Origin of the sequence: Pseudoalteromonas sp. L23 (genome assembly GCF_021728455.1) — a bacterium.
In the GTDB taxonomy this organism is placed as follows: domain Bacteria; phylum Pseudomonadota; class Gammaproteobacteria; order Enterobacterales; family Alteromonadaceae; genus Pseudoalteromonas.
This window is the reverse complement of record NZ_JAKKCW010000027.1, coordinates 1-21,859: the sequence shown is the minus strand read 5'-3', so window position 1 is coordinate 21,859 and position 21,859 is coordinate 1. Positions and strand designations below refer to the sequence as shown.

Genomic DNA, 21,859 nt, shown 5'->3' with positions numbered 1-21,859 from the left:
TCAGCTTCCTTGATCATGCTGACAATTTGGGTTTCGGTGAACTTGCTTTTTCTCATCGTAAATTTTCCTATTTTAGTTAATGGAAAATTCTACTTATGAACTGTTTCATTTTTTGGGGGAGTTACAAGAGAAACGGACTCAGATGCAGCAGGCTTAGCGGCAATAAAAGATGACTTAGGTGGTTTTTTAGTGCGAAGTTTACTTCGGCGATTATAAAAAGACTTGGTACTAAGGTTGTGCTGCGTGCAGAAGTCAGTGACAGACAAACCACTGAGTTCCTGTTGTTCGATAAGTTTCAGCCATTGCTCTGCGGTTTTGTGTTTAGGCATGGTCAGCTCCGAATTGAGGTCAGAGCTGTACTTTATAGGCTGAGCGTATTCAGTAGCTAGGTGTGGTTCTGGCGACGCTTACGATACATTATAAAAGTAAAACATAGCAAACCAAGCATGTCGCACAAGTGGTTTTGACCCGCTGCGCTCAAATACAGAGCACAACGCAACAATTAAATAAGTTTGTAGTTAGTTTTAAGATTTGTTCTCGCATTTTATCGTCTCTTCCCCAAGACGATAGGCATTATTTGCCAGCACATAAGTTCCCGAAATAATAGCAGTAGTAGGAACGAGTATCGGCGTTAATATAATTCCACTCACGGAATAATACGTATTGGTTTCATCTGCAACATCGACTATCTTTAGGGTTTTTCTATCCGATGAAATCTCGCACTTGTTGGTGTGAGCAGTATCTTGCACAGGCATTACTACACAAGCGCTGAGTGAGATTATCGGTAACATAATCAATCTGTTTAACTTCATCACCTTTCCTTGAATTCAGTTTGCAATACTTTCATGACATCGCTCTTAGACATAACCTCCCTATAAAGGTTCCCTGTGCCTTACGCTTAAACTGCGCCAAACTGGTATTGTTCTCTACAGTTTTCAGTCTTGATCCAACAGCTATTGTGGCTCAATAAATCCGAGGTGCCTCGTTAAAAGTGAAGCACCCAATACTGATCGAGGTTTTAAGATTTACCGAGGTTTTGTTCATAGACCTTAAGTGCGTGTTCTAAATCTTCTAACAAGTCTTCTACGTCTTCAAGACCTATGTGAAGGCGGATCACGGGGCCCAATGTCCAACCAGTGGTTGATCGCAAATGCTCCATGGTTTTATTGGCTGTAACTAAACTTTCATAGCCGCCCCATGAGAAACCCATTTTAAAATGGGATAAAGCATCTAAGAAGCGGTTAATCGCCTTTTGGCTACCTTCTTTCATTACGATTGAAAATAAACCATTACTGCCATCAAAGTCTCGCTTGAAGAATTCATGGCCAGGGCAAGTCTCAAAAGCGGGATGTCTAACGTGATCCACGAGCGGATGCGCTTCGAGCCATTTCGCCACTGTCATTGCCGACTGCTCATGTTGTTTTAACCTCGCAGGCATAGTACGTAACCCACGTAGTGCTAAATAAGCATCATCTGCAGAGGTACATTGACCAAGTAAATACGAGTGCTCTCTAAGCTCAGGCCAATAGCGCTCATTTGCAACGGCAACCCCCATCATGACATCCGAATGCCCAACAATATACTTGGTTGCGGCTTGAATGCTGATATCAACACCATGATCGAGCGGACGAAACTGCCAGCCATTACCCCACGTATTATCAAGCATAGTGATAACGCCACGGCGCTTTGCAACTTCAACCATCGCTGGCACATCTTGAACTTCCATGGTGATTGAACCTGGAGACTCTAAGAACAACACTTTGGTATTGTCTTGAATTAACGCGTCAATACCAGCGCCAACCATAGGGTCATAATAAGTGGTTTCGATACCATAGCCTTTTAACAGCTTATCGCACAAATCTCTGGTTGGTTCATACGCAGTATCCACCATCAGTAAGTGATCGCCTGCTTTTAAAAATGACAGTAGTGACTGTGCGATAGCAGCAGCACCAGACGGATATAAGGCGCAACCCGCACCATTTTCAAGCTCAGTAATGGCATCTTGCAAGGCGAAATGGGTATTGGTGCCACGGCGGCCGTAAAACAAAGTGCGATGTCCACGTCCTTTTATCGCTTCTTGCATTTCGGCAACGCTCTCAAAAACTACGGTAGAGGCGCGCTGAACAACTGGGTTTACTACCCCTTTGGTATATTCTGCTTTTCTTCCAGCAGCAACGATTTTAGTATGCTTTTTCATAATTACTCTTCTGATTGTGCACGCCAGTATTCAACTAAATATCTGGAGATCGAGTCTTCTCTGGTGAGTTTATAGCCGGGCTTTGTATCGCCCCACTCTGAAAATGTATTAAGCTCCGCCCGTGAAAACCATTTAGCTTGCTCAAGCTCATCTTGCTCGACAAAAATCTCTGTGGTTTTTGCCTTCGCGATAAACCCCAGCATAAGTGATGACGGGAACGGCCAAGGCTGTGAGGCAATATAAGTGGCGTCGTATGCTTCAACACCCGCCTCTTCCATCACTTCCCTTATCACGGCTTGCTCTAACGATTCGCCGGGATCAACAAACCCAGCCAGCGTCGAAAATACCCCTTCTGGCCAAACAGCCTGACGGCCCAACAAGCAGCGTTCAACGCCATCAGGGAAAACATGAGTGACAAGCATGATAACGGCTGGATCTGTACGTGGAAACGTCATGTGGCGGCATTCAGGGTTAACACAACGTCTTGCATGACCTGCTTCAACCATTTTATTGGGTTGCCCACAACGTCCGCAAAAACAATGGGTTTTATGCCAGTAACATAAGCCTCGTGCAAGCACGCCAATTGAGCCTTGCTGCTTTGGTAAGTTACGACCCACTTGGCGCATATCGATGAATTCTGACTCGGAGTCAATAAAAGAAAGCTTGTCTCGTTGTTTAGAGACGTCAAGCGCAAAATAGCTGTGCGCTTCGTCACGACCTAAGAATATCGCGTCTTGGAGCGCTAAATCAGCGACTTCTGTGCGAGAAAGATAGTGTAATTCATTATCTCGGGCACGCACTAAATTAGCGTCGTCTTGAATTAATAACCAGCGACTATTGTCACCCATTTGAGATAATAACCAGTTTTGATCTTTTCTTTCGTTAGACGCTCTGTCTAACGTCATTTGAGTGTAATACAGCAAGCCCCTATTCCTTCGTGTTCTGGAACATTTTATCCACCTCGGCGAGACCTTAAAGCTACCATAGCACAAAGGTGCAGGCAAAAAAAAAGCCCATAAATGGGCTTTTGAAAACTACAGTGTGATTTCACACTACAGAGAGGCAAGATAGTCCAGCAGCTTTTGATTTTCGTTTTCAATATGCTTATAGAATTCAATATCTTTTAGCTTAGATGCCGCAGCTTCATCGATGACGATTACAGCATCACGATGCATTTGTAGTGCCGAAGCCGGACACGCTGCAGTTAACGGGCCTTCCACCATAGCAACAACGGCATCAGCTTTGTTTTCACCAGTCGCTAATAACACGACTTTTTTAGCATCTAAAATCGTGCCAATACCCATTGTGATTGACAAATGAGGTTGGTACTCATCAGCTTTAAAAAAACGAGCATTATCATCAATCGTCGCTTTCGTTAGGGTTTTAACCCGAGTGCGAGACGTTAAGCCAGAAGATGGCTCGTTAAAGCCAATATGGCCATTTCTGCCAATTCCTAATAGCTGTACATCAATACCACCAGCAGATTTAATACGCGCTTCATACTCGCCGCACGCCGTAATTGGATTTTTTGCATCCCCCGGCGGTACGTGCGTGTTACTTTTATCAATGTTGATATGGTCAAACAGCTGCTGCTGCATAAAGTAACGATAACTTTGTGGGTGCGAGCCATCTAGGCCTAAATATTCATCTAGGTTGAAGCTGGTAACTTCAGCAAAACTGATTTCGTTCGCTTGGTTACGCTTAATTAATTCTTGATACAAAGCGACCGGTGTTGAACCCGTCGCTAATCCCAACACAGAGTTAGCTTTACGCTTTAATTGCGTTGTAAAAATGTCTGCACCATATGCTGCCACTTCGGCAGCGTCTTTTAAAATGACTACTTGCATACGATTAACCAAATGTTGAGATGATTAGAATAAAATGGGATCTGAGCCTTGCCTCGCGTGCAATCAAAGCAAGGTCAGATCGAACCTAATTGGGATACACAACATTAGGTTATTACCATTATGACAACGCTGTCATTATTATCAGAAATAATTCGCTTGTAAAGCAAAAGTGAAAAAAAATATGGATATTTTTTACTCTATGCAATCGAAAGGTGTTAAAAAGCCCACAACGGTGGGCTTTTTGAAAGGAGGCTAGTGAATATTATACACTTACAAAAATACGGCGTTTATACATCCAATGCAGCACTAAAAGCTGTACCGCCAGTAGCGCAAAAACAGCAATTAATGGTTGCCACGCAGTTGGCACGGCGGCAATCACGCCACCAAATACGCTTTTACTAATAAAGGTCCAATTCACTAAGCTTGACGCTAAATAAATAATAATGGAGTTAGCCCCAATAATAACAAATGGATACGCCCAACGTTGAAAGCTGAGTACATCTACTATCGCGTAAAATACCGCAAGTAGAATTGCACTCCAGCCAACGGTTACTAGCACAAATGAGCTTGTCCACAGTTCTTTATTAACTGGAAATTGCATGTCCCAAAGCCAACCTAGTGCTAAAACAAGTACACCAGAGCCTGCCAAAATACCAACGGTTTTCCACTCTCCCTGCGTTTGTGCATTGGCAATCGCACGACCAGCAAATACACCTGCGATAGCATTTACAATGGCAGGTAAGCTTGACAGCACACCTTCAGGGTCAACCGGACGATTTTGATAACTGATCCCTGGCAGTAAATACGTGTCAATGAACGCATTCCAACTACCAACACCATTTGCACTTAAGTCCCCCGCTTGCCCACCAGGAACCGGGATAAAGCAAAGCAATACCCAATAAAATATCAATATGCCTACACCCACATAGGCCAAGGTTCGCAAACTCGTATGCCAAACCAGCAAAGCACAAAAGAACCAAGCAAACGCAATGCGACCTAATACACTGGCGTAGCGAACACCGTCAGGATCCATTGGGATCCCAGTTCCCCAGCCATGGTTGTATAACACGCCAAAAGCACACAGTAACAAAAGGCGCTTCAGTGCTTTGAGATAAAACGGTTTACGTTCATTAAAGGTCAGATGGTCGATACGTTTAGGCGACAAGCCCATCGCCACACCCGATAAAAAGATAAACAGTGGAAAGATAAGATCATAAAAAGTGAAGCCATGCCAAGGGCTGTGTAGCGTGTGCGCTTCAAACGCCTTCCACCCTTGCCATCCGGTCAATACAAACAGTGCCGCAAAAATAGACTGGCCACCTAAGATCCAGAACATATCCATGCCGCGTAAGGCATCTAAAGACGCAAGTCGCTTTGGCTTATTATTCGTTGTCATTGTTATTTATCCGCGTGAAAACATTAACTATGGATCGCTCAATCAAGCAAATCCATTTGCCTCAAGGTTAGTTTTGATGCGCGTTGCAATCATGACTCTATCATTACGCACACGACATTAACTTCCTGAGTTGTCGATCCACCCATGCTTAACCAAATACCGGCTAAGCTTAAAAAACAAAGCCCCGCGGTACTGCTGCGGGGTTTTATCAGGGAAACTTAAGCGGCCGTTTCCGTCCACTATTCAATTGCAAATCAGTTACAGCAACTGACCACCAATATAGGTTTGCTTCACAATCAAATCGCTGTTGAGCACCACGAAATCAGCATCAGCACCCGATCTTAGATGCCCCTTTTGAGACAGGCCAAGATATTGCGCAGGGTAAAGAGAGGCCATGCGCAAACTCTCCGCTAGGCTCACGTTAAGCGTATTGACGGTATTTCGCACCGCACTTGCCATATCCAATACACTACCAGCAAGCTCACCGGTTGTTGAATTTAACCGATCACCAGTACGAATAACTTTTCTGCCATCAAAAAAGTCAAACTCCGTATCATCTGTCCCAACCGGAGGCATGGCATCCGTCACTAGCATCACTTTGCCGCGCTGCTTAGTACGAATCGCAAGCTGCGCCGACAATGGATGAACGTGATGGCCATCAACAATCAAACCACACCAGCTATTGTCATTCCAAAGCGCGGCACCGACAACGCCCGGCTCACGGGAAGTGAACGCAGACATTGCATTAAATAGGTGCGTAAAGCCATCAACGCCAACATTAAGTGCAGCGTTAGCGGTGTCATAGTCCGCATTTGAATGACCGATACACACTTTCACACCCAATGAAATCAAGCGTTCGATATCGCTAAGTGGCACAGTTTCAGGTGCTAAAGTCACCATTTTGATGCCTAAATCTTGACGCGCGTAAACCGCAAACTCTTGCTCTGAAATTGGTCTAATGAACTTTTCGCTATGCGTACCCTTTTTAGGATGAGATAAGTGTGGACCTTCAAAATGGATCCCAAGCACTCCGGGCTGTTTAGTAACAATCGCTTCTGCTGTTGCATCTGCCGCTTGTTGCATCACTTCAATTTTGTCAGTGATAAGGGTTGGCATTAATCCCGTAGAACCAAATTGACCATGTGCTTTAACCATAGTCGCCAAGCATGCCGTCGATTGCTCGGCGTTAAAAAATGCACCGCCACCACCATTAACTTGTACGTCAATAAAGCCTGGTGCAACTAACCCTGATAGCTTAGATACATTGGTCGCTTGCGACTCATTGATATAACCAATTTGGCCGTTGTTTATTTCGAAGTAAACGTCTTTTCTAACACTTTCACCATCAAAAAATTCTGGAGCAAAATAACATTGAGTCGTCATTAGTTCGCCTTTTTTAATTCTTGACCTGCACTTTGAATTGCAAAGTAAATTGCCCCCATTTCAGGAGGTTGTTTCGGTAATTGGACTTGCTTTGCAACTTCTGGGTCGAGCCATGGTTGTAGTGGCTCTGATAATCCGCCGATCATAGAGAGTCTAGGCGGGTTTAGTTCAAGTAAACGCTTTGCTAAACGACTAATATATTCCGCACCAGACTTTACGATAGTAAGAGCAATTTCATCATTTAGCTTGGCTTGTTCTAATACATAACGAGCCAGCTTTGCATAACCACTAGACGGCTGCCCAGCCATTTGTTCAGCAATACCCATCGCCCCTTTCGCACTGAAGTGCTCTAGTAATACTTGGCTCAATGATGTTTTTTCGCCAAGGCCATCAAGATCGAGTAACGCAGCTTTGACCGCCTCTAACCCCATCCAAGCGCCGCTGCCCATGTCGCCTTGCGCAAAACCATGGCCACCATAGTTCACTGTTTTACCATCAACTAAGGCAAAACCACAGGAGCCGGTGCCCGTAATAATCACTGCACCATCGCTACCCTCATGAGCACCAATACACGCGGTGTGTAAATCTGTGGTAAGGAACATTTGTTTAAAGGGATGCTCCCATTGCATGATTTTGTCATAGAGCGCGGGTAAGTTAACACCTGCAAGGCCAAGGCCTGCATTTAGCTCATGTACTTGTTCAACACGAAGACCCGCGTCTTGTAACGCCATTTGTGTCGACACCATGATAGATTCAAGCGTGCGCTCTAAACCATGTAAGGGATTCGCAGGACCGCCTAGACCCGTACCCAAAACGCCATGTTGAAGAGAATAAATTGTAGCGCGGCATTTTGTTCCACCACCATCGACGCCGATGTATAGTTGGTCTTGGTTAACCTGTTTAGCCATCATGTAAAGACCCCTACCTTGTTCTGGATTAGACCGCGTTATTATTTTCGTTAGACACGGTTTTTCATTCATGTTGAATTGATGTTACACAACAAATGACAGCGTTGTCATTAAGTTTTTCAAGAAATTTCTTCATTTTGAAAAAAACTAATATTGCACAGATTGTGAGGATTGTCAGTGAAAAATTGCAATAATCGTCAAATTACAAGGACTAACAGAGATTAGGGATTGTTAGACACATAATAAAAAAGCGACTCAATATTACATCAAGTCGCTTTATCGATTTAACCTTGTCGTTCAGGTTATTCGCTATCGTAAGTCTAGATTACTTAACCCCAAGTTCTCTCAAACGCTCTTGCAAATAGCTATCTGCAGTGTAACGCTCTGACAACACAACATCCGGTCTTGGATGTAAGAATAGCGGCAATGAAATACGAGATTTCGTCGATGCTTTGCCCGTAGGGTTAATCACACGGTGAATTGTCGATGGGAAGTAATCACCCGACGCCTCTTGCAGCATGTCACCAATGTTAATAATTAGCGAACCAAAGTCGCAAGGTACGTCTAACCAACTGCCATCTTGTCTTTGCACTTGCAGACCAGGCTCATTTGCCGCAGGCAATACAGTAAGTAGATTGATATCACCATGCGCTGCGGCGCGAATTGCACCTGGTTCTTCATCGCCTGTCATTGGTGGGTAATGAAGAATACGCAGTAATGTCTGCTCTGATTCTTTGATCATATCTTTGAGATCAATAGAGAATCTCGCTCTCACATCTGCAGGCGCTTCTGCTTGTACCCAGCTTAGCAACTCTTGAGCAAACTCGCTCGCTAAACGGTAATATTCACGAATCTCTGCTTCTAATTGAGCCGGTACGCGACCTTTTGGATAAACGTGAAAGTACTCTTTGATGTCTTTGACTGTAAAACCTTTCGCAACTTCAGAGACTTCTGGTGGGAAGTAACCATCTTGAGTTTCTTTATTGAAAAGGAATTCGTGTTTTTCTTCTGAATTAAAAAATTCTTGCCAATGTTTGTAGATTGATTCAACCAACTCTTGTGGAATTGGGTGATTTTTTAGTACACCGAAACCCGTGTTTCTTAAAGATTCTACAAATTCTTTCGCAGCATTTGGCGATTGATAGTCTACGGTAGGTAACTGTTGCATAATGGTTCCACCAAAATTATTAGTAATTCATGGTTATTTACTCAATTGCACATCGGGGTAAATAACGCACTTCCCGTGTCATCTCAACACTGCGTACCTAGTAGAAGGTAAGGCGTATGTTATCGGGTCTGTTAACCTAGGGGGTTGTTTTTAAGCAGTAAACTTGTATTTAACAAGCCTCACTCAAAACAGCAACAGCAAAGGCTAAAAAGCCCTTATACGATCGTGTTGTCGATAATTCTTCAAAAAGTGTAGCTAATTACATGGTCAGCAGGGTACTTTTTAAAGATTACGTTTTAACAGCGAGCGAGCTTATTGAATTAGGACAAATGATATAAGGACTTATGTCCGCTTTTATGTATAGGGCCTGAGACTTTTGATGCAGATCAAGCATTATCGGGGGTATCTATCGGTATTTGGATATCCCACTCCAATCCTTGCGGTGTATTTTTCACGCTAAACTCTCCATTGAGTGCCCCTGAAACCAAGTTGGCAGTTAAATTTGCGCTTAACCCAACATGGCCTGCATTACCTCTTTTTGTCGTCACAAATGGTTTTAATAACTCTTGTGTACTAATTCCTCTAAGCCCTATTCCATTGTCAGTATAATTAACATGTAAATTGTTACCTGAGCGCGTAAAGGTGATGGTGGCAAGGTGATCATGGTCAATCCAGGCATGCGCAATAGAGTTTTCAACTAAGTTGCTCAATACCTCAACCAGTGCTTGACCATCCACGTAAACTTCCGTTGTTGTGTTACCAACAAACTGAATTTGTACGTCTTGCTTTGAAAAATCTTTTTTCAGTCTTGTTTCTATTTCTTGTAATTTAACGTCAGCACAGCTGCTATCTCGCTCAGACTGAGAGACCGATTTTAATAAGCTGACAAACTTAGCCACTTTTTCTAGATTACGGCTGCACAGCGCACTACTGTCTTTGATCTGCTCAAACCCCGTTACCAGCTCATCCTGCGTAAGCGTACCTACGGTGAGTGCACTTTGTAGCTCCTGCATGACGCCTTCTAAAAAGGTGTTGGACGTAATACTGGTACCAAGCGGGGTATTAATTTCGTGTGCAATCCCCATCACCATTTGGTTTATAGCCTTAGATAGCTGCTGTTTTACCGCTAACTTTTGCGCTTCAATTAACTTAAATTGGGTGTTTACTCTGGCTATGATTTCAGCGGGTTTATAAGGTTTGGTGATATAATCAACACCACCGACTTCGAATGCTTGTACCAAGCTCTCGCTGTCCTCATAAGCACTCACAAAAATAACCGGAATGGCCGCTGCCGAATTGTCGGACTTAAGCACTTTACATAGTTCAATCCCCGACATATTTGGCATTTTTATATCGGTAATAATTAACTCAGGCTGGTGCTTTTTAACAATACCTAAGGCAATGTCCCCACCCCGTGCTGCCAATACTTTATACCCTTCCTTTCTTAGTATGAGCTGCAATACTTGGAGGTTTTCCGGCATATCGTCAACAATTAAAATGTCTGACATGTAACGTTACTCAAGTCCTTAAGATAGACACTTTTTACAGCATAGCTTGAGATATTGTATATCGCGACTATGTTTATATATAAATTCACGCGTAAATAATAACTTATGTCCTCAAAAGCATTACTAAGTTGGATCGCACTTTTCGCCTTGATGGCTGCCCTAGGAAGCGCAACGCTTATCTACTACTCAACAACTACTCACAGCACTCTCGCGACCGACGTTAATACCGCTTACCACAACCACCTATCACTAGAGATGTATAGCAAAGATAAAAACGTCCAATGGCTAGGTGAAATCAAATCTGCACCAAGTCATCCATTACCACTTCCGTTACAACAAATCTATGAAACCCAAGCAAGACTAAAGTCTCAATTTTTAGCAGATACGGTTGAGCAGGCCGATTTGCCTCAAAGTTATCAAAACGCCATCTCACAATTGCCTCTCATTGCAAACGCTGAACTTGAAACAAGCACAAATCAACAACTCCTAATACTGTTGATTACCGGCCTTGCCTTCGCGGTATTAACACTATTTTTAAGCTTTTATGTTTGGTTTATGCGCACCAAACATTTCTCCCCGCTATATCGCATCGTCAATACGCTACGTGCACAAGCGTTAAATGGCGCCCCTCTTTCTGTGGTGCCTACAAACAGTGACGTCGATGTAAAACGGCTCACGCAAGCGATCCATGTTGCCACCACCTCTCAAAGCCAAAAGTTGGCGTCAGCCGCAATTATCGAAAACTATAATCGCGAACTAAAATCCATCACTGGCTCCGAGCCTATCGTGCGCCATGCACTAGAGTTTATTGCCAATGAGTTCAATGCACCGAGTGTTTGCCTCTATGCCAATTTAGAAGACGACGCCTTGTCGTTAGTGAAAAGCCATGGGGTGACACCAAGCCATTCAATTATTGCGTCCACTCTAGCGCATTGCGCAGCAAATAATGAACCACAAGTACAACAAGAACCGTTGTGGCTCAAAGAACAAGAAGTTGAAGTGAAGTTACAAGGCCGTTATTGCTTTCCACTAGCCATCGGTAATCATGTTGTCTATGTGCTGCTAGTAGGTAGTGCTCAGGTGTTGATAGACAGCCAATTTGAAGCGCTCGAGTATTTGTGTAAGGACTTAAGCCTCGCGCTTGCCATCAATGAAAATATCGAAAAGCAGCAAAAGGCAGAATCGGCCTTAAGCGAACAACTCGAACTTACTCACCATATTATCAATGCTATCCCAAACCCCACGTATTATCGTTCGACTGACGGTGTATTTATGGGCGTAAACAAGTCCTTTTTAACACTGTTAGATCAATTTGAAGTAGATGTGATTGGCGCCAAGTTAGACGAGGTTTTTGATCTAGGAATAGCCAGTCTATTTGAATCCAAAGCCCACGAAATTACCACCACAACCCAGGAGCAAACCTATGAAGTATTATTGCTCGATGGCCAAGAACAGCCGCGGGAACTGATTGTATACGAAGCGCCATTTTTTAATGAAAATGGCGATGTAGCTGGTATTGTTGGCATGTACCTTGACGTTTCGGAGAGGAACCAACTACAACGTGAACTCATAGAAGCAAAAAACTTGGCCCAAAACTCGGCAAAAGCGAAAAGCGAATTCCTCGCCAACATGAGCCATGAAATTAGAACCCCAATGAACGCGATTATTGGTATGTCTCATCTCGCGCTCGCGACAGAATTGAATGCAAAACAGCACGACTACGTATCAAAAATAGATACAGCCGCAAAGCAATTACTGAGATTGATCAACGATATACTCGATTTTTCAAAAATCGAAGCTGGCAAAATCGAGTTAGAATATCAGGCCTTTTCAACAGAAAAACTACTCGACAATGTCGCCACCATCGTCAGTGTAAAAGCCCAAGAAAAACAACTAGAGTTAGTCTTTGATATCGACTCACAAGTGCCCTACTGCGTGATTGGCGATCAATTTAGAATAAGCCAAGTACTCATCAATTTAGCGGGTAACGCAGTTAAATTCACAGAAACCGGTGAGGTTGTTATTCGTGTCGCCCTTGTCAATGTCGAAAAAGGGTTAGCAAAAATTAAGTTTAGCGTAAAAGACTCTGGTATTGGCATGAATAAACGCCAGCAAAAAAACCTATTTCAATCTTTCTCGCAAGCAGACAATTCGATCACCCGAAAATATGGCGGTACAGGGCTTGGCCTCACGATTTCGCAACAATTGGTCAAGCTTATGGGGGGAGAAATATATGTTGAGAGCGAGGAAAACGTCGGTTCGGAATTTTATTTCACATTAGAAATGGAAGTCAGTGACGAGCTGAGTCAGGCGAAAATGGCCTCTACCCACTTATCAGAACTATCAGCAACAATTATTGACGATAACCAACACGCATTGGACGTGTTAAGCGGTATGCTAACAAACTTTGGTATGCAGGTTTGTTCTTATTTAGACCCTCATAAAGCGTTAAATCAATTCGTCCTGACACAAGAGTTACCCGATCTTATTTTCGTCGATTGGCATATGCCAAAATTAGATGGCATTGAGCTGATCACTAAGCTGCAATCGCAGGTCGATGTGTCGCAAAGTAAGTTTATTTTAGTCACCGCTTATGGTCGGGAGCTAAACCTGAACGACAGCCAAGCCAGTTTAGTTGATGGTGTACTTTTAAAGCCGATTAACCCGTCAAACCTTGTGGACGTTATTCAAAATGCCGTGTTTGACTCACCGGAAGTAAGAACCACTATCACCAAAAAAGAACAAACGATTAGTAAACAAGCACTAAATGGCATATCAATTTTGGTCGCGGAGGATCAGCCAGTCAATCAGGAGATAGCAGCGGAGATCTTATCTAGCTTCGGAGCGCAAGTAGCGGTCGCAGACAATGGACAAGAAGCCATTGATCAAGTTCATAGCAAACACATAGATATTGTTTTAATGGATATGCAAATGCCAGTGATGGACGGCATTACCGCGACGCAAAACCTTCGCATAGAGTTCGATAAAAATACACTCCCTATTCTAGCGATGACCGCCAATGCCATGGAAGAAGACATACAGACTTGCATCGATGCTGGTATGAATGACCACGTAACCAAACCCATCGACGTTGAACAACTCGTTAAAAGTATTTTGAAATACGCATGCACCGAAGCCGATGGCCTTTTAACAACGCCAGAAGTTAACCCACCAAAAGTCGTTGCAGAGATAGAGGAAATTGATGAGATCATTGAGTTTGAAGGTATTGATATTGCCGAGGGTATTGCTCGAGCAGCTGGCAACCAAAAGGTTTACTTCGATATCTTAGAAAAGTTCCTGTCTCAGCAGATTGAAGAGCTGATCAATTTAAAACAGGCTTTAGCCATTGAAAATTTTGAACTGGCACATAGCATGTTACATGCATTAAAAGGTGCTAGTGCTAACCTTTCGATTGTTAGGCTGACCGAGGAATTTAAGCACATTGAGGCTTCTCTCAATGTCCGCCCACCTAATGCAAGCGAAATTGACGAGCTGATTAAATACGTTAAATATGCACTGGAACAATGCCAAAAGCGTCGTAAAAAAGAAGCGTCTCATCAGGTAAAAAGTGTAACGAAAAACAACGAAGAAAAAGGTGGCAATAGTCAATTAGAGGAACTCATCCAGCTCGCATGTGCATTAAGAGATTATGATACTCAAGCCACAGAGCTAGTAGACTCAATTTCAGTAAGTAGCTATTTGACTGAACCAGAACTACAGAAATTAAAAACCGCCATCGCCCGCTTTGAGTTCAATGAAGCCTTTATGATGCTAACATCCATAAAGCATGTAGAAGAAGCACCGGAGCTTAATGCAGGAAAAGGCGCGCTGCATTAGTGCCATTACTATATATTTTATCCGAGGACGAAATGAAGATTTTTACCTAACAGAAAGGCCACAGATGTGGCCTTTCTGTTAGGTGCTCTAAATACGGTTTTACAGTCCTAACTGATCCATAAAGTCGTCATCTACAACATCTTCTTCCTGCGGCTTCGCTGGCTTTTTCTTCTCAGCCTGACTTGCAATAATATCATCTGGGTCTACCGACTCTGCAATATCAAAGTCATGTAGCTTAATGAATTCAGTTTTATCCATTGCCAATTCAAGATAGAAAATATTCTGGCCTTGCGTGGTAAAGGTAACGCGTCTCGCCTGCGGGCGATCCATCGTTGTGTCTACCGAGATCTGCACCTGTTTGTTGATAGCCATCATCTTAGGCTGGTTTTGCGTGATAGAGGTATGTAGCTGCTCACGTACTTTGTTGGTGAAATCACCAACAATCTGATTCATCAACTCACCCAATACATTGGCAACGTCATCAGATAAATGACTATGCGCAATTTCTTCTTCAGGCATGCCCATGTTACGCATGTAGTCGGTATACACCTCCATCGCGGCTTGCGCGGTAAAATTAGTTACGACTAAACCGGTAAAGCCGCCATCAAACAATACGAAACAGCCGATGTCAGGCCTCATACAGGTACGAGTTATCTTTTGTACCATCGCGGAATAGTTAATTTGGTTGCCGCTTGCCGACGACAGAACTTCTGTTACTGAGTGGCATAGCGTTGAGAGGATGTCTTCTGTGCTAATCACTTTGCTTTTCGCCATTTTTGGTCTCATAGTTACTTCTTATTATTAATAGTAGCCAAGCTACTGAATTTATCACTGACTATCCAGCATAAAATGCTAAAATAGCGAGATTATTTTCAAAGAGAGATTAAATGTGACGGGCAAAGACAGTATTTATGCCACTGAGCAAGCAGTAAAAGATTTCACTTTCGACGCCAATGTCGTCGAAGTGTTTCCAGATATGATCCAGCGCTCAGTGCCGGGCTACGCGACAATAGTAAGCACAATGGGCAAACTTGCGGGTACTTACGCGCAAAGTAACTCAAACTTATATGACTTAGGCTGCTCTTTAGGCGCAGTCACGCTAAGCATGCGTAGAAATATAGATAAAGAAAACTGTCATATCATTGCCGTGGACAATTCACAGCCTATGGTAGAGCGCTGCCAACTGCATCTAAAAGGCTTTAAATCCGACGTCCCAGTCTCGGTCACTTTAGGTGATATCAATGAAATAGAGATTAGCAATGCATCTGTCGTTGCGATGAACTTCACCCTACAGTTTATTCCACCAGAAAACCGCAAAGCGGTTCTAGAAAAAATATATCAGGGTTTGAAACCTGGTGGTGTACTGCTATTAAGTGAAAAAATCCGCGGTGAAAACGATACTAAAGACAACTTACTTATCGACCTTCACCACGACTTTAAACGCCACAATGGCTACTCAGAATTAGAGATCAGCCAAAAACGCAACGCGATTGAAAACGTGATGCGCACGGACTTGTTAAGTACCCATATGACAAGATTAGAAGCTATTGGCTTTAATCAAACTCAAGTGTGGTATCAATGCTTTAACTTCTGCTCAATGGTAGCAATAAAATAGAGGCAATTATGAATCATTGGTTTACCGACTTTTATGCAACCATTGCGAAAACCCCTTTGAGCCATTGGCTAGAAACGTTGCCTGCGCAGCTTAGCCATTGGCAAAAAGAAGCCCAACATGGCGACTGGCCGAAATGGGAAAAAGTCATTAAAAATCTACCAGAGATCTCAACCACCCATGTTGATATAAAAACCAAGGTTGAGATAGGTACTGGCGAAGACGTCAATGAAGGTCATCAAAAGCAGTTAACGCATTTACTAAAACGCATGATGCCATGGCGTAAGGGACCATTTCATTTACATGGCGTCCATATTGATACTGAGTGGCGCAGCGACTGGAAATGGGACCGACTGCTCCCCCATATCAGCGACCTTCACGGCCGTAATGTATTGGATATCGGCTGTGGCTCTGGTTATCACTTGTGGCGTATGCGCGGTGAAGGCGCAGAGCTTGTTGTTGGCATTGACCCCTCCGATCTATTTTTATGCCAATTCCAAACGATTAAACACTTTAACCCCGATCCAAACGTGCATTTACTACCACTAGGTGTAGAGCAACTGCCTGAGTTAAAAGCATTTGATACTGTGTTTTCAATGGGCGTGCTATATCACCGTCGTTCACCAATCGACTTTTTAGCGCAGCTAAAGTCTCAGCTAAGAAAAGATGGCGAATTAGTGCTAGAAACACTTGTCATTGAGGGCGATGTAAATACAGTATTGGTGCCGACCGATCGCTACGCCAAGATGCGCAATGTCTGGTTTATTCCAAGCTGCGACGCATTAACATTATGGCTTGAGCGCGTGGGCTTCAAAGATATCAAAGTGGTAAACAAAGACGTCACGTCGTTAGACGAACAGCGCCAAACTCCTTGGATGGAAACAGAGTCGCTTGCTGATTTCTTAGATCCAAATGACACCAGCAAAACCATTGAAGGCTACCCCGCTCCGCTCCGTGCAATTTTTATCGCAAAAGCTTGAGTATATCGAAAGAGAATACCCTACAGAGTTACATGCCCTAACTCTGTAGGGTATCTGTTTGCAGACACATTATTGAAACTAACTGAAGTATCTGAATATACTTTGAGATTAACCCAATCCCACTGTTAACAGTCGCTGTCACGCTTTTTGGAGCCTATAGATCACCATTAATTATAAACCTTGTTAGAATAAGTAACCTGAGATCGGTTTAAGCTATCATGTAGTGGTCAACTAATTCCGGACAGTGAATTAAGTTTTTCTTCTGCTACTGCTGAAGCTTGCATTTCGTTGTGACTATTCGGCCTTCTCCAGTTGTAATAGTTCATCAAGTAAAAGCATACAAAGGGTCAACGCTTTAGACTTAGGCGTTTCACCATTTCGTTCACACTCAAGCTATTGTACCCAGCGCCTTAAGGCGGTTTCATCAATATCCAAAGAATGACATACACCTTGGAGGAAGTAGCCTTTATCTAAAACTAAGCAAGCTGCTTCAAGTTTGAATTCTTTACTAAATGTTCGACGTTTTCTTGCCATTGGACACCTCTAGTTGAGTGGTAATGATACCACCTAAAATAGTGTCCAGATTTATTGAGCCACAACATCAGTTCATCAACAGAAATTGATGGCTGTTTCCTTTGTGGCTGTATGCAATCAGCGCACCTAAGACTGTTAATATCATTCCATGCAAACTTCTATGTCTTGAGTGCTTTAACTGACAAATATTCTTTAGCTGGTCATTCACGGTTTCAATAATAAAGCGCTTTGATAGCATTGCTTTGTCCCAAGCAGAAATAGCTTTGACCTTCATATTCGCACATTGGTGACCAGTTTGAGTCCCCTTTCCGATAGTGACTGCTCTAACTTACTGCTGATATAGCCCTTGTCTCCATATAAAGTGCTGGTCAAATTTTGAGCAAGCTCTTCGGCAGGAGCTGTATCATGCTTATTTGCAGGTGTAACTTTGGCGGCAATTATTTCACCCTTATGATTGATAATTAACCTGAGCTGTGGATAATTAATGCCTTTCTAGCAGCCAGTTTTAGTGCTAACTGCGTTGAATTCACTTCCAATAGCCAGCTATTGGCGCGTAAATTCGCCTTGTTTTCCCTAAAACTCTCTGGCTAGACAAGGAAAAAACTAAGTTGTGCTTTAGCAACAATGAGTTGGAACATTCCTTATCCAAACCTCAGGTTAATTAGGTGTAGTTTGAATCCAAAATACCATCCCATCCTTCCTCGCCCCCGCTCAGCTACACCTGCAAACGTCTTGTGCCTTGGTATTCTCAAATTATGACAAACTTTGATACTCGTTGAGTCAATGAAGCAAATATCACTATCTGTTGATTTTAGGGTTTTAAAATAACTTGAAAGGGGGGAGTAACCGCACGAGGCATAAGTTCTAAAAATCTTGTATAGCTGAGCAGTGTTGGAAAGTCTTTTTTATGAAAGCGAGCGAGGTAGCCTTTATAAAAGTTTTTAAAATCGCGCTGATTTGACATGTGAAATAGAATGATGACTGTCATTATTTCAGCCATACTCATCGGGCATGCCCTTTCTCTTTTTATTTGACCTTGCTTTATCTCGTAGGCGTACCATTGCGACAAAAAAACTTTGCAAAAATCATCAACATCGGTAAATAACTCAACTAACTTATTCATGCCTGTTCCTTAATAGATCACTTTCTTTTTTGGTCGAAAGTTCTGCTCTTGGAACAGGCTTATAGTTCCCTAGTTTTTAAATTCTTATCCCGAGCCCCATCATTGTTGCACGCCTTTACTCCATATTGGTAATCACCTACTCTAATATTGTAACAATTAGCGGAAGCTGTTGCCTGTTTCGCACTTTTCCAAGATAGTACTGGATTACTCCAATGTTTTAAATCAATTCTAACTTCGAGAATATAGCGAAGTGCACACCAAAACCTCGCTGACCTAAGCTAGTGAGGCTTTAATATTTACATATTACTAATTAACCTGAGCTGCGGATAATTAATGCCTTTCTAGCAGCCAGTTTTAGCGCTAACAGCGTTGAATTCATTTCCAATAGCCAGCTATTGGTGCGTAAATTCGCCTTGCTTTCCCTAAAACTCTCTGGCTAGACAAGGAAAAAACTAAGTTGTGCTTTAGAAACAATGAGTTGGAACATTCCTTATCCAAACCTCAGGTTAATTAAGCTTATCTTCAGTAGGCGATATTTTTAACTATTGGTTACTTTCAGCAACCGGACTACCTAGTAGATCTGTATGAATAAAAACAGTTTTCTTCAATTGAACAGGTTTGTCTTCTACTCTTACCTGATTTGAGTAGCTCCAACCGGAGCAATCTTGAGTATAGCCGCAAGCCCGAACGCGATATTGATACGTACTAGGATTAAGATCCTTGAATACGTCTGAAGTGCCTAAATATACTTTAGAGTTGGTCCAAGAGCCATCGTTAACTTTCACCTCTCTAACGTAGTATTCAGCTCCGGCTACACTAGACCATGACAGATTAATATCATCACCAGCTCGGATCGCTGCAGACACTGTTGTTGGAGCAGTTAAGGTCTTAGCAACAGTGACGGGATTTGAGTATGTCCATTCAGAACAATCTCGGGAGTTACAAGCTTTAACCCTGTAGCGGTATTGATTTGGCGTAAGATTGTCAAAAGATACTGAGGTACTTGTATATTCTTTTGGGTGGATCCAAGAGCCAGTGCCAATGCGTGTTTCTCGAACATAGTAGCTTGCATCACTAACTGTCGACCATGAAATTGTAACATCGTTGTCGTTTTGAATTACCGCCGTTACTTGACTTGGAGCGGAGGGGGCCCCAGTTACATTAATAGTATTAGAGTAAGTCCAAGTAGAACAGTCACGATAGTTGCACGCTTTTACTCGGTATCGATATTGATTCGGTGCAATATTATTAAAAGAGGCTATATTACCTGAATATTTTACTGGATTGATCCATGCTCCAGAACCAACACGAGCTTCGCGAATATAGTAGTCCGCGCCAAGAGCCCTTGACCAACTTATTTCTACGTCATCTAAGTTTTTAATTACTGCCGACACATTCGAGGGAGCTGGTGGGGTATCATAAATGATTATTGTGTTTGAGTACTTCCAGCCTGAACAGCCACTAGCATCACAAGCTTTAACTCGGTATCGATATTGATTAGGCGCGACATTAATAAATGAAACCGAAGTACCCGAATATTCTTTTGAATACATCCATGAACCTGAGCCGATTCTAGCCTCTCGGATATACTTAGTTGCCCCACTAACACTACTCCAACTAATTGTAACATTGCTGTTACTGGTTACATTCGCACTCACATTATTTGGCATTGTAGGTGCTGCGCTAGTAGATGTAGAAAACAAGGCTGTGAAAAACGCAATTCCCCATGCTAATACACTTTTTTTCATTTAATTATATCCTTTGAACTATTCTTGGCTTTCAGTCCGAGCTTTTGCAACTTAAGTATCTTTATTTAAGGCTTTTTGTATCTTTTGGGTACAGGTGTAACAAAGATACATAGAAAAATCCAGCCCAAGAGGTGCTTTACAATATAAACATCTTTTGGGCTATACAATGAAGAGATAACTCGTATGTACTTTAATCCTGAAATTAAACGTTTTTAATTTGGTTTAGGATAAATCGCGATAATATTCGAGTAGGTCCAAGGAGAGCACCCAGTTTTATTACATGCTTGCACACGATATTGATATTGGTTTGGCCCGACGTTATAAAAAGCGATTGCATTCCCTGTATACTCGATAGGATGTAGCCATGGTCTCGACCCTACTTTAGCTTCTCTTACATAATAATCTGCGCCAGTCACAGACGACCATGAGATATATACACTATTACCATTTTTAACATTGGCTAACACTTTTAATGGTGCTACTGGCTCAAGTGATATAGAAACCGAGTTAGAAACTGTCCAAGCAGAGCATCCTACTAGGTTGCAAGCTTTGACTCTGTATTGATAACGATTTTTCGACAAACTACTGAAAGAGACTGAAGTACCTTCATAAACTTTAGGGTTAACCCAATTACCATCACCAATTTTTACTTCGCGAATATAACTTTCTGCATTATTCACTTCAGACCATGAAATATTGAGGTTATTTTGACCTTGAACATTAGCGGATACATACAAGGGCGCTGCGGGCAAACCAACAGAAGTTACTTTATTAGAGTAGCTCCAATCTGAACAAGTTTCTGAATTACAAGATTTAACGCGATATTGGTATTGATTTGGTGCGACATTTTCAAATGAAACCGAAGTGCTTATATATTCTTTAGGGTGGATCCAGTCTCCTGCACCTATGCGCGCTTCTCGAACATAAAAAGAAGCTTCTGATACACTTGACCATTGAATGTCAATACTATTAACACCTCGAACTGAAGCTGTCACGCTATTAGGTTTAGACAAATAAGCGCTTGCTGAATTAGAAAAGAAAAAAACACTAAGAAGCATTACTGCAAAGATTTTTTGCATTTTAAATCCTCGGACTGTTAAAAGGCTAATAAGCCAAAAGTAAGTTCTCCCATGAGGAGGTTACGCTATTTTTTTTCAAGTATACATAATAGGTATAAGTGTAACAACAAGTAGCATTGATATTGCGAGCCTTAAGATGGAAAAACAGAAACCCTTATTAGGCTTTCTTGTTAATTGAAAGCCAGATAAAACAAAGCCCCGCAAGTGCGAGGCTTTGGGTTCAAACCTGAACTATGGCTCTAACTTAATATAACTATTAGTCAATTTAATTCTTTGTAAATAATAGGCTATTCCACATACTCCCAATAATACAAAGACAAAAAATCGTTTCCATTCCAATCTATGTAAGCGTACGGCGAACTACACCTAGAGGCTAACATGCCAGGGCAGTAAACTGGCGATATCGCACTGGGGCTGGGCTAATTCGTTTAAGCAATGCATCACATAATCGAATGGGGTGTGGCCGTTTGCTCTGGCTGTTTCGATCACGCTGTAGAGGATTGCGCTACTCTCAGCGCCACTTGTGGTGAAGCTAAACA

17 protein-coding genes and 3 pseudogenes are annotated in these 21,859 nt (G+C 42.5%); 3 read left to right on the top strand and 17 right to left on the bottom strand.

Annotated elements, in window-relative coordinates:
* Positions 1–89: 89 nt before the first annotated feature.
* The 10 genes from L3V43_RS22960 to L3V43_RS22915 form a co-directional block, all read right to left on the bottom strand.
* On the bottom strand, positions 90–329 hold the full coding sequence (locus tag L3V43_RS22960; protein ID WP_237123948.1) for a hypothetical protein: 240 nt from the start codon (positions 327–329) through the stop codon (positions 90–92).
* Positions 330–524: 195 nt separating this feature from the next.
* Entirely contained in the window at positions 525–812 is a 288-nt protein-coding gene (locus L3V43_RS22955; RefSeq protein WP_095727881.1) for a hypothetical protein, read from the bottom strand.
* A gap of 206 nt (positions 813–1,018) precedes the next feature.
* Positions 1,019–2,197, bottom strand: coding sequence for a cystathionine beta-lyase (locus L3V43_RS22950; protein ID WP_235367557.1), 1,179 nt, complete (start codon positions 2,195–2,197; stop codon positions 1,019–1,021).
* A gap of 2 nt (positions 2,198–2,199) precedes the next feature.
* Positions 2,200–3,102: an NAD(+) diphosphatase gene (nudC, locus tag L3V43_RS22945; protein ID WP_017219254.1), complete on the bottom strand. Its 903-nt coding sequence runs from the start codon at positions 3,100–3,102 to the stop codon at positions 2,200–2,202.
* 147 nt (positions 3,103–3,249) lie between these two features.
* On the bottom strand, positions 3,250–4,044 hold the full coding sequence (gene nagB / locus L3V43_RS22940; RefSeq protein WP_045988699.1) for a glucosamine-6-phosphate deaminase: 795 nt from the start codon (positions 4,042–4,044) through the stop codon (positions 3,250–3,252).
* Between the two features lie 262 nt (positions 4,045–4,306).
* Complete coding sequence (locus L3V43_RS22935) at positions 4,307–5,440, bottom strand: DUF5009 domain-containing protein (RefSeq protein WP_237117455.1); 1,134 nt, start codon at positions 5,438–5,440, stop codon at positions 4,307–4,309.
* Between the two features lie 258 nt (positions 5,441–5,698).
* Positions 5,699–6,823, bottom strand: a complete 1,125-nt coding sequence (gene nagA / locus L3V43_RS22930) for an N-acetylglucosamine-6-phosphate deacetylase (RefSeq protein ID WP_237117456.1) — start codon at positions 6,821–6,823, stop codon at positions 5,699–5,701.
* Positions 6,823–7,734 carry a BadF/BadG/BcrA/BcrD ATPase family protein gene (locus tag L3V43_RS22925; RefSeq protein WP_102056609.1) on the bottom strand — a complete coding sequence of 304 codons (912 nt, stop codon included), beginning with the start codon at positions 7,732–7,734 and terminating at the stop codon, positions 6,823–6,825. Before L3V43_RS22925 ends, nagA begins: the two co-directional genes overlap by 1 nt.
* Positions 7,735–8,056: 322 nt before the next feature.
* Positions 8,057–8,899, bottom strand: coding sequence for a 2OG-Fe(II) oxygenase family protein (locus tag L3V43_RS22920; protein WP_017219251.1), 843 nt, complete (start codon positions 8,897–8,899; stop codon positions 8,057–8,059).
* A 386-nt stretch (positions 8,900–9,285) separates the two neighbouring features.
* A complete protein-coding gene (locus tag L3V43_RS22915) occupies positions 9,286–10,407 on the bottom strand; it encodes a hybrid sensor histidine kinase/response regulator (protein WP_102056608.1) in 1,122 nt (373 codons plus the stop codon).
* Between the two features lie 105 nt (positions 10,408–10,512).
* Here L3V43_RS22915 and L3V43_RS22910 point away from each other — a divergent pair, with 105 nt between their 5' ends.
* Positions 10,513–14,244 (top strand): response regulator, encoded by a 3,732-nt coding sequence (locus L3V43_RS22910; RefSeq protein ID WP_237117457.1) that lies wholly within the window; start codon positions 10,513–10,515, stop codon positions 14,242–14,244.
* 99 nt (positions 14,245–14,343) lie between these two features.
* On the opposite strand, the gene L3V43_RS22905 is transcribed toward L3V43_RS22910, so the two are convergent.
* A complete protein-coding gene (locus L3V43_RS22905) occupies positions 14,344–15,018 on the bottom strand; it encodes a DUF3334 family protein (RefSeq protein ID WP_010378035.1) in 675 nt (224 codons plus the stop codon).
* A 115-nt stretch (positions 15,019–15,133) separates the two neighbouring features.
* On the opposite strand from L3V43_RS22905, the gene cmoA reads away from it, so the two are divergent.
* Positions 15,134–15,859 (top strand): carboxy-S-adenosyl-L-methionine synthase CmoA, encoded by a 726-nt coding sequence (gene cmoA, locus L3V43_RS22900; protein ID WP_102056606.1) that lies wholly within the window; start codon positions 15,134–15,136, stop codon positions 15,857–15,859.
* Between the two features lie 8 nt (positions 15,860–15,867).
* A complete protein-coding gene (gene cmoB / locus L3V43_RS22895) occupies positions 15,868–16,836 on the top strand; it encodes a tRNA 5-methoxyuridine(34)/uridine 5-oxyacetic acid(34) synthase CmoB (RefSeq protein WP_102056605.1) in 969 nt (322 codons plus the stop codon).
* A 396-nt stretch (positions 16,837–17,232) separates the two neighbouring features.
* Here the strand turns inward: cmoB and L3V43_RS22890 are convergent.
* From L3V43_RS22890 to L3V43_RS22865, 6 genes and pseudogenes are all read right to left on the bottom strand, one after another.
* Positions 17,233–17,370 (bottom strand): annotated as a pseudogene (locus L3V43_RS22890) (transposase); the annotation flags it as partial.
* A gap of 109 nt (positions 17,371–17,479) precedes the next feature.
* A pseudogene (locus tag L3V43_RS22885) lies at positions 17,480–17,844 on the bottom strand (transposase); the annotation flags it as partial.
* Positions 17,845–18,029: 185 nt separating this feature from the next.
* A pseudogene (locus L3V43_RS22880) lies at positions 18,030–18,493 on the bottom strand (transposase); the annotation flags it as partial.
* A gap of 542 nt (positions 18,494–19,035) precedes the next feature.
* Positions 19,036–20,241: a fibronectin type III domain-containing protein gene (locus L3V43_RS22875; protein ID WP_237117458.1), complete on the bottom strand. Its 1,206-nt coding sequence runs from the start codon at positions 20,239–20,241 to the stop codon at positions 19,036–19,038.
* Positions 20,242–20,453: 212 nt separating this feature from the next.
* Complete coding sequence (locus L3V43_RS22870; protein ID WP_237117459.1) at positions 20,454–21,320, bottom strand: fibronectin type III domain-containing protein; 867 nt, start codon at positions 21,318–21,320, stop codon at positions 20,454–20,456.
* 366 nt (positions 21,321–21,686) lie between these two features.
* Positions 21,687–21,859, bottom strand: a 173-nt coding sequence (locus tag L3V43_RS22865; RefSeq protein ID WP_237117460.1) for a transposase domain-containing protein, incomplete at its 5' end; no start/stop codon positions are given.